Raw genomic sequence first — 8,786 nt, 5'->3', positions numbered from 1 at the left:
TGGTGGGGCGGGCGGGGTTCGAACCCGCGACCGAGGGATTATGAGATCAAGATGGGCGACCCGGTGACCTGCCCGAGTGGGCTCCTACCAGCGGAAACACCTCTCGACGTCTCTCACCACTCCCCCACCGTCCGTCGACCTCTTGCGGACTGGATGCGGACTGCTCCCCGCCACGAGAACGGCGCTCGCCAGACCTGCATTGCAAAGATCAAGCCCGCTGTCGGCCAGTATCGGTGACCGCCATTGACCTGCTCGTCATGTCGCCTTTGGTCGGCCTCCGACCGGGCAGGTCGGCCGGCTTGGCTGTACGGATGGCTGTACGGCCATCGGTGATGGCAAAAAGTGGCGCGCGTGACGTAGCGTCGATGGTATGACGACGGTGGTGGTTTCTCTCGTGGTGCTTTTGGTGCTGGCTGGCGGAATCGTCGCTCTCTTAAGTCGGCGGCAGCGCAATCAGCTCTCTTCGGATGTGGATTCGACTGCTTCCCGCCGAGCCGCCAGCGAACAGCATCGGCGCGACGCAGAGCGCTTCGCCTCCGGCATGTCGGAGAGGAACAAGATGCCCGACGGCGGCACCGGCCTGTAGGCGCACCTCACGCTCCGACAACCTCATATCTGCCATCCCGTCTGCCGCCGACCCACACACCGTGGAGCGGGCCAGGGCCAGGGTGACAAGGTGGAGCGCCCTATCGGACGAACGACCTTGTCACCCTGGCCCTGGTCTGCTCGGCTCTGCCTGGGTCGGTGGCTGGCGGGATGGCATCCCACCACCCACGAACCTGAACCGTTCGGCAACTCCATCTCGGAGTCGTCTGGCCCCCGCCGGAGGCAAAGGCTCTTAACGGCCGGCGCGCCGGCCGATGCCGGCGCTTGCGCCGCCAGCAGGCCGAGCGCGGCCGGCGCGGCCCGCTTGCGGGCCGCCTTGATCTGATAGAGCGGAATTCGGCAACGCAGACTGCCACGGGCTAGCCGAGCGGAATCCGAGCGACGACTCGCCATTCGTACATGCGTCGGTCCCGGTGCATCTCGATGAGATCTACGTGGCTGATCGAGACGGTGGCGGGCTCAGGAGCCACGGACTGCACCGCCTGGACGTAAGGCTCGGATGGGCCATCGGTAGTCAGGTAGGCGACGCTTACGTGAGGCCGGTATCGGCTGGGGTCCTCGGGGACCTGGTCCTCACCGACGACGTGCCCGATGGCGGTCCGGGTAGCGGCTCGTAGCCCTTGGACAGGCTCGGCAGGCAACGCGGGCATGACGATTGCCTCGTCAGCCACAACGATCTCCCCGAACTCGACGGCGACCGCGGGCAGTCGCGCGAGCTGCTTGCCCGCTTCCTCGATGACTGCGGACAGTGTCGCTTCGCTGGTCTCGTCGGTGAAGCCGATGCCCTGCATGGTGAGGTGTAGCCACTGATCCGGGATCAGCGTTGCGGGGGGAGCTGCGGCCAGCGCCGACCGGTACGAGTCCGCCAGGCGGTACAGCTCGGGTTGGTCCTCGAAGGTCACATGGAAGGCGTAGAAGCGGCGCCCGACACGCCAACCGGGCCGCCACCACCAGTGGTCGCGAACGTGGCCGGCGTGCTGCCCGGGTGCAAGGTCTGCGAATGACACGACTTCTCCTGTCAGACTTCCGAGGGCGCTTCGGGCTCGGTGGCCGTTGGTTCTACCCGGTAGTCGTCGATGACCATGATTCGGTCGGCCGGCCATACGGACTCTGATACTTCGAGGATGCTGCCGTCCTCGGCTCGGGCCGTGTGGATGACGTGCATGACCGGGGCACCCATGGGGAGCGCAAGGGCCGCGGCTTCATCGGCGGTAGGAAGGCGGGCCACCCACTGGTCTCGCGCGCTCGTGTAGCGCTTGCCGCTGAGGTCTTCCACGCACAGGAACAGGCCCTTGGGGACCACGGTGGGTTCCTCTAGGTAGGTGCCAGCGGCAAATTCGGCCGGGATGTAGCTAGCGCCGATCTCCTCGGGCTTGCCCGTCTCGCGGTCGTAGAGGTTGCGACGGCGAACCACGATCTCGGTGCCCGGCTCGATGTCCATCACTTCGGCGATGTGCGCGGGCACCGGGACGCGTCCGGCAAAGACGATCTCATGCCGAAGATGCGAGGTGAGCAGCCGCTGATCCTTGCGCGCCCGCCCGTAGCGGTCGCGGGATCGACGGTGCAGCCGGCGGCTCTCGCGCACAAACGTGCCGACGCCGTGACGGGACTCGATCAGCCCTTCGGCCCGAAGCACGCCAATGGCGTTCCTGAGAGTGATCGGGCTGACTCGGAAGCGCTCTGCAAGAGCGGTCTCAGCAGGAAGCCGGTTGTCCGGCTTGAACTTGCCGTCGCGGACTTCCCGGCGTAGCTGGGCCGCGATCTGCAAGTACTTGGGTGCCTTTGCACCAAGGTCGTCCGTCATGTCTGCCCCATCCTGGGCCGGTCCTATGGAGGTCTACCCCTCTTGACCACGGTAGCGCTGATGCCGACCACACTTCTCGGCAACATCGTCCTATAGAGGTCTTGATGACCGGGCGGTGAGCACCTACAGTCCTCTATAGGTCTTCGGACCCGCCAAGACCGGCAGAGGGCCGGCGGCGACACCAAGGAGTGCCGAGATGGCTGTCCCGAACTCGATCAAGGTTCCGGTTCCGTTCGATTACGTCTTCCCGGCGGGTGCGCTGTGCCTGGGTGTGGAAGCGGTGACGGACTTCGACAAGCGCGGCCAGGGCGATGACCAGGCGCGTGACAAGGACACGGGCGAGCGGCTGTGGGTGGTCAAGGTGCTGGACCTGGACCCGGAGGCCGGGAAGTTCGGCGGGTCGAAGGAGGTCAAGGTGAAGATCGCCGCGCCGGTGCAGCCGGTTCCGCCGGCGTCGAAGATCCCGGGCTATCCGCCGGCGGTGACGTTCTCGGACGTGACCCTGACGCCGTACGTCGACAGCCAGCGGTGCAAGGGCTCGGGGAAGTGCCGGGCGCGTCAGGCGTGGTCGATCCGCGCGGGCGCCATGACCGAGCCGACCGCCGCCGCGACGAAGCAGGCGGCCTGACCAGAACTCGACGCGCGGGGCGGGCCTCTACCGCCAAGTCGATTCCCGCCCCGCGCCCTGACCCGTTCTCCCTGGAAGGAGTTGGGCTGATGCCCACGCTAGCTGACGCTGCCCGCATCGTCGGGAACCCGCGCCCCGCCCCCCGCCGCACGACCCACCGCCGTACCGTGATGCGCCTCGCCGGTTCCGGTATCCGGGCGGTCCGCGAGGTCTACACCACCGTCCCGTCCGACGCCGTCCGGGTGGCCGTGCTGGTCGAGATTTCCGCCGCTGCTGCTGCTCTGGCGCGGACGGTGGTGAAGCTGCGCCACCTTGACCCGGACCTGATCGCCCCGCACGTGTCCGACCGGGTCGACCTGCGCGCGGTGCTCGGCCGTGGCCGGTGGCTTCCGACCATGACCCGCCACGTTCCCGCCCCGCAGTCGGGGCCGGTCGACCTTGCCGAACTCATGCCGGCCCGACCGGTGCGTCCGGTCCGCCGGGTGGTTCGCCGCCGTGGCGGCTCGCCGGGTCAGGGCTTCCTGTTCGCCGCTGCTGGTGGGGAGGGCTGAGGTATGCCGTTGGTCAACGTGATCCGGGGTGAGCGGATCGACGCTGCCCCGCTCAACGTGCGGACTCCGTTCGTTCGCATCCCGCTGTGGCTGGCCCTGTCGTGGTGGACCCTGAAGGGCCTCGCCCGCTTGGCCGTGGTGCTCGTTCGGTTCTGGTACGTCACTGCCCCGGTGGTGTTCTTCGCCTGGCTGTACCTGCGGTTCGGCTGGGCTGGGCCAGTCGGCGTCGTGGTCCTGGTCGCCGTCGTCGCCGCCGGGTGGGGCTTCGGGCATCGGTCGTCGTGGCTGCGGTTCGGGTGGTGGCCGATCCTGGCTCGCATCCGCCGCTGGCTGTACCGGCGCAACTGGCACGCCGCGATGGTCACGGCGAAGCTGGCCGTCTCCTTCGACGCGCACACGGTGCTGCCGGTGCTGCGCAAGGTGCAGTGCACGGGCGGCGTCGATGTGGTGACGGTGCGGATGGTCACCGGGCAGATCCCCGACGACTTCGCCAAGGTCGCCGAACGCCTCGCGCATACCTTCGGCGTCCGCCAGGTGAAGGCGGTCCCCGGGTCGCGGCCGGATGTGGTGCTGCTGCACCTGTTCCGCGGTGACCCCCTCGCCAAGCTCGTCCGCCCGCTGCCGGTGCCTGCGGTGCCGGAGTTCACCGCCTTGCCGGTCGGCCGGCGTGAGGACGGCGAGGGTTACGACCTTCGCCTGTTCGGCACGCAGGTCCTCGTCGTGGGGGCCACGGGTGCGGGGAAGGGCTCGGTCATCTGGTCCGTGGTCCGCTCCCTGGCCAACGGCGTCACCTCGGGCCTCGTGCAGCTCTGGGGCCTGGACCCCAAGGGCGGGATGGAGTTGGGGATGGGTGCGCCGATGTTCGCCCGCTTCGCCCGCAAGGACTACCCGGCCATGGTCGAGCTGATCGAGGAAGCCGCCACCGTCGCAAAGGACCGCGCCGGGAAGCTCTACGGCCGTACCCGCCAGCACGTCCCGACGCCGGATGAGCCGCTGATCGTCGTCGTGATTGACGAGCTGGCAAACCTGACCGCGTACCTGACTGACCGGCAGTTGAAGGACCGCGTCAAGGCCGCCTTGTCGATCCTGCTCTCGCAGGGCCGGGCGGTCGGCGTGCACGTGGTCGCGGCGATTCAGGATCCGCGTAAGGAGGTGCTGCCGTTCCGGGACCTGTTCCCCACCCGCATCGGCCTGCGCCTGGCCGAAGCCGCTCAGGTGGACCTGGTCCTCGGTGAGGGGATGCGGGACCGGGGCGCGCTGTGCGACCGGATCCCGCAGAGCCTGCCGGGGGTGGCGTTCGTGGTCATCGACGGCGACCCCACCCCTATGCGGGTCCGCTTCTCCTACCTGACCGATGACGAGATCCGCGACATGGCCCACACCTACGGCCGGCTGCGGGTCATCGACGGCGAAGTCCTCGGAGGTGCCGCATGAAGCCTCACCCCACCGCGACCCGCACCGACCGTGTTGAAGGCCTGGTCCTCGTCGTCATCTTGCTCACCGTCGCCGGCTTCGCGGGCGCCGCGTCGTTCACCCACGTCAAGGAATGGACCCTCGACAACTCTCCGCCCGGGACCGGGGCGTGGTTCGGTTGGGCCAACGCCGTCATCTCCGAACTCGTCCCGGTCGCCGCGCTGCTGACCATCCGCCGCCGACGCCGCAACCGTCAGCCGGTCGGCTACCCGCTGTTCCTCCTCGTCGCCGCCGTGCTCCTGTCCCTGGCCGCGCAGCTCGCCGTGGCCAAGCCCGGCCCCACCGGCTGGCTGCTGTCGGCCGTGCCGGCGCTGGCGTTCATGGGCCTGTCCAAGCTCGTGCTCACCACCCCGGCGGCGGCCACTGCGCCCGCATCGACCCCGGCTCCGGCCCGGCCGGTCTCGCCGCCGGCTCCTGCCCCGGTCCCGCCGCCGGCCCCCGCCCCGATTCCGGCCGTCCCGCCGGCTCCCGTCCCGGTCGTGCCTGAGCCCGTCGCCCTGGTCGACGCCGACCCCGCCGAGCCGACCCGCCCGGCTCCCGTCGAGCCGATCCGTCAGGGTCCGCTCGCGCCGGTTCCGCCATCTGCGTTCGCCCGCCGCAACGGCGTCCCGACGCTGGGGGTGGGCCGATGACGCTGACTCCGACGCTGCCCGGCCTCGAACCCGCCACCCCGGCGGATTCTCCGAGGCCGGGCTCCCGGGCCGCCCGCATGCTCATGCCCCGCTCCATCGACGTCGTCAAGGATCTGGCCGCCGACTACGGCGTCTGTACCCGCCCCGTATCCCTGCGCCGCACTGACCTCGGCTCCGGGCAGACCGAGGTGATCGACCTGCCGTGCGGCGCCACGCAGGAAGCCAAGTGCCCCGCCTGCGCCACCCGCGCCCGCCGGCTACGGCAGCAGCAGATCCGCGAGGGCTGGCACCGGGACGACGAACCCGACCCCGGCCCCCGGCCGGCGACCGAGGCGCAACAGGCGCTGATCGTCGCCCGCGCTCACCTGGAATTCGCCCGCGACGAAGCCGCCCGCGCCTCGCAGTGGGATCAGGTCGCCGACCTGGACGATGCGATCGGGGAACTGGAAGCCGAGATCACCACCGAGGGCATGCGCGGCCGACCTGCCCCACCCCACGCCAGCGACGACTCCGACGACGGCGACGGCAAGCGGCGGGTCCGCTCGACCAAGCGGCGCCAGGACGCACCGGACCTGCCCCGGCTGCCCGTGGAAAACCGCACGCTCGGGCGGACCTACTCCGGTCGCGGCGGGCAGGTGTTCCGGCCGTCGATGTTCCTGACCCTCACCCTCGGCTCCTACGGCCGCGTCCACTCCGACGGCACGCCCGTCGACCCGGACACCTACGACTACCGGCGGGCCGCGTGGGACGCGGTGCACTTCCCCCGGCTCCTGGACCGGTTCTGGCAGAACCTGCGCCGGGCGGTCGGCTGGAACGTGCAGTACGCGGGCGCGGTCGAGCCGCAACGCCGTCTCGCTCCGCACGCGCACTTCGCCATGCGCGGCACGATCCCCCGCGCCCTCGTGCGCCAGGTCGCCGCTGCGACGTATCACCAGGTGTGGTGGCCGCCCGTTGACGAGCTGGTCTACGAACCGGGGCGGGCGCCGCGATGGGACGCCGACGCCGCCGGCTACACCGACCCGACCACCGGCCGACTCCTGCCGTCGTGGGATGACGCCCTGGACCTGGTCGACGCCGACCCCGACGCCCAACCGGTGCACGTCGTCCGCTTCGGTAGCCAGGTCGACGCCAAGGGTGTGCTCGCCGGGACCAAGGACGCGGATCGGTGCGTCGGCTACATCACCAAGTACCTCACCAAGCAGGCCGCCGACTGCCACGAGGCCACCACCGGCCGGCAACGCGCCCACCTGGAACGGCTCTGGCAGGAACTGCGGCACACGCCGTGTTCGGAGCGGTGCGCCAACTGGCTGCTCTACGGCATCCAGCCCAAGAAGGCCCGACCCGGGTTGAAGCCCGGCAACTGCAAGAACAAGGTCCACAAGCGCGACACCCTCGGCATCGGCGGGCGCCGCGTCCTGATCTCCCGCCAGTGGTCCGGCAAAACCCTCACCGACCACCGGGCCGACCGCCGCGACTGGGTCAAAGCCCTCCTCGGCATCACCACCGACGCCGACACCGCCCCGGCCGGCGGCGAGCAACGCCACGCCTGGGAACTCGCCAAGCCCACCGACCCCGACGTCCCACCGATCGGCCACCGGGTCCTGCGGGCCATCTCCGAGCGCATCCAATGGCGCGCCCAGCTCGACGCCGCCAGACGCGCCGCCGCCGACCCGCCCGACGTTTCGGCAACCGCCACCGCTCAGGGAGGAGCAGTATGAAGACCGGGACCATCGAGCCGTTGTGGACGGCTGAGGACGTGTCGACGTTCCTGGGCGTGCCGGTGAGCACGCTGTACCAGTGGCGGTATCGGCGTCTGGGGCCGCGTGCCCGGAAGGTGGGCCGTCATCTGCGCTATGACCCGGTCGACGTGCGGGCCTGGCTCGATGAGGCGGCAGAGCGGTGAGCGTGGTCAAGCGGCCGAACGGCAAGTGGCGTGCTCGGTACCGGGATGCCGCCGGCAGGGAGCACGCTCGGCACTTTGACCGCAAGGTCGACGCCGACAGGTGGCATGCCTCGATGAAGACGGCACTTGCCCGCGGTGAGTGGGTGGATCCGGCTCTGTCGCGGGTCACGGTTGGTGACTGGGCTGCCCGGTGGTTCGCCAATCAGGTGCAGCTCAAGCCGTCGACTCGCCAGCGGTACGGCAGTCTTCTGCGCCGGCAGGTGCTTCCGGTGTGGGAACGCGTCGCGCTTTCGGCAGTCACGCACGCCGACGTTGGTGAGTGGGTGCGCCGGATGACGCAGGCCGGTCTTGCGCCGTCCACCGTTCGGCAAGCGCACCGGGTGTTCTCGCTGCTGCTGGCCCTCGCCGTTCGGGATGGTCGGCTGACTCGCAACGTCGCGTCAGGTGTGCGGCTGCCACGGATCGGCAGGGCTGAGAAGGTGTTCCTGTCGCACGGCCAGGTGGGCGAGCTGGCGGCAGCGGCAGAGCCTCACGGGCTGATCATCCGGGTGCTGGCCTACACCGGGTTGCGGTGGGGCGAGCTGGCCGCGCTGCGCGTGCGGCGGGTGGACCTGGTGAAGCGCCGGCTGCTGGTGGCGGAGTCGGTGACCGAGGTCAACGGTCGGGCGGTGTTCGGTACGCCCAAGACTCATCAGCGGCGGTCGGTGCCGCTCCCCCGGTTCCTGGTCGAGCCGATCGCCGCGCAGATCGCCGGTCGTTCCGGTGACGAGCTGGTGTTCACCTCCCCGACCGGCGAGGTGTTGCGTAACAACAACTTCCGTCGCCGCGTCTTCGATCGGGCTGCGGTGTCGGTCGGGCTCGCGGGCCTGACTCCGCACGAGCTGCGGCATACGGCGGCCAGTCTCGCGGTGGCTGAGGGCGCCAACGTCAAGGCGGTGCAGCGGATGCTCGGGCACGCCTCGGCGGCCATGACGCTGGACGTGTACGCGGACCTGTTCGAGGACGACCTGGACCAGGTGGCGGATCGCCTCGACCGGGCGGCGGGTCGTGCCGCTGCGGACTCAGTGCGGACTGTGAGCCTGGGTCCGGACCTGGACGCGGTTCGCCTGGGTCGTCCCCAGCATGGCTGAGCTGGGAAAACGGCTGGTGGGGCGGGCGGGGTTCGAACCCGCGACCGAGGGATTATGAG

Annotated in this window: 10 protein-coding genes; 8 read left to right on the top strand and 2 right to left on the bottom strand. The window is 70.0% G+C overall.

The genetic code is table 11. The features are described from left to right. Positions 1 to 370: 370 nt before the first annotated feature. A complete protein-coding gene (locus tag KBX43_RS31125) occupies positions 371 to 586 on the top strand; it encodes a hypothetical protein (protein WP_064448186.1) in 216 nt (71 codons plus the stop codon). 379 nt (positions 587 to 965) lie between these two features. Here KBX43_RS31125 and KBX43_RS32005 read toward each other — a convergent pair whose 3' ends face one another. Both KBX43_RS32005 and KBX43_RS31115 read right to left on the bottom strand, forming a co-directional pair. Then, positions 966 to 1,613: a 2'-5' RNA ligase family protein gene (locus KBX43_RS32005; RefSeq protein ID WP_064448185.1), complete on the bottom strand. Its 648-nt coding sequence runs from the start codon at positions 1,611 to 1,613 to the stop codon at positions 966 to 968. Positions 1,614 to 1,624: 11 nt separating this feature from the next. Beyond that, entirely contained in the window at positions 1,625 to 2,410 is a 786-nt protein-coding gene (locus KBX43_RS31115) for a GntR family transcriptional regulator (RefSeq protein WP_064448184.1), read from the bottom strand. A 196-nt stretch (positions 2,411 to 2,606) separates the two neighbouring features. On the opposite strand from KBX43_RS31115, the gene KBX43_RS31110 reads away from it, so the two are divergent. The 7 genes from KBX43_RS31110 (at position 2,607) to KBX43_RS31080 (ending at position 8,727) form a co-directional block, all read left to right on the top strand. Continuing rightward, positions 2,607 to 3,038 (top strand): hypothetical protein, encoded by a 432-nt coding sequence (locus KBX43_RS31110; protein ID WP_064448183.1) that lies wholly within the window; start codon positions 2,607 to 2,609, stop codon positions 3,036 to 3,038. An 89-nt stretch (positions 3,039 to 3,127) separates the two neighbouring features. Further along, a complete protein-coding gene (locus KBX43_RS31105) occupies positions 3,128 to 3,589 on the top strand; it encodes a hypothetical protein (protein WP_157539156.1) in 462 nt (153 codons plus the stop codon). A 3-nt stretch (positions 3,590 to 3,592) separates the two neighbouring features. Beyond that, positions 3,593 to 5,023 (top strand): FtsK/SpoIIIE domain-containing protein, encoded by a 1,431-nt coding sequence (locus tag KBX43_RS31100; protein WP_064448181.1) that lies wholly within the window; start codon positions 3,593 to 3,595, stop codon positions 5,021 to 5,023. Then, the gene (locus KBX43_RS31095; RefSeq protein ID WP_064448180.1) at positions 5,020 to 5,694 is read left to right on the top strand and encodes a hypothetical protein; all 675 of its coding nucleotides are present in this window, start codon (positions 5,020 to 5,022) and stop codon (positions 5,692 to 5,694) included. Before KBX43_RS31100 ends, KBX43_RS31095 begins: the two co-directional genes overlap by 4 nt. Further along, positions 5,691 to 7,412 (top strand): replication initiator, encoded by a 1,722-nt coding sequence (locus tag KBX43_RS31090; RefSeq protein WP_064448179.1) that lies wholly within the window; start codon positions 5,691 to 5,693, stop codon positions 7,410 to 7,412. The genes KBX43_RS31095 and KBX43_RS31090 overlap by 4 nt, the downstream gene beginning before the upstream one ends. Beyond that, positions 7,409 to 7,597, top strand: coding sequence for an AlpA family transcriptional regulator (locus KBX43_RS31085; RefSeq protein ID WP_064448178.1), 189 nt, complete (start codon positions 7,409 to 7,411; stop codon positions 7,595 to 7,597). The genes KBX43_RS31090 and KBX43_RS31085 overlap by 4 nt, the downstream gene beginning before the upstream one ends. Continuing rightward, positions 7,594 to 8,727 carry a site-specific integrase gene (locus tag KBX43_RS31080; RefSeq protein ID WP_082931123.1) on the top strand — a complete coding sequence of 378 codons (1,134 nt, stop codon included), beginning with the start codon at positions 7,594 to 7,596 and terminating at the stop codon, positions 8,725 to 8,727. The genes KBX43_RS31085 and KBX43_RS31080 overlap by 4 nt, the downstream gene beginning before the upstream one ends. The last annotated feature ends 59 nt before the right edge of the window (positions 8,728 to 8,786 follow it).

Source organism: Micromonospora sp. C41, from assembly GCF_018070485.1.
Taxonomy (GTDB): domain Bacteria; phylum Actinomycetota; class Actinomycetes; order Mycobacteriales; family Micromonosporaceae; genus Micromonospora; species Micromonospora chalcea.
The sequence above is the reverse complement of the archived record's forward strand: the minus strand, read 5'-3'. Positions and strand labels throughout refer to the sequence as shown.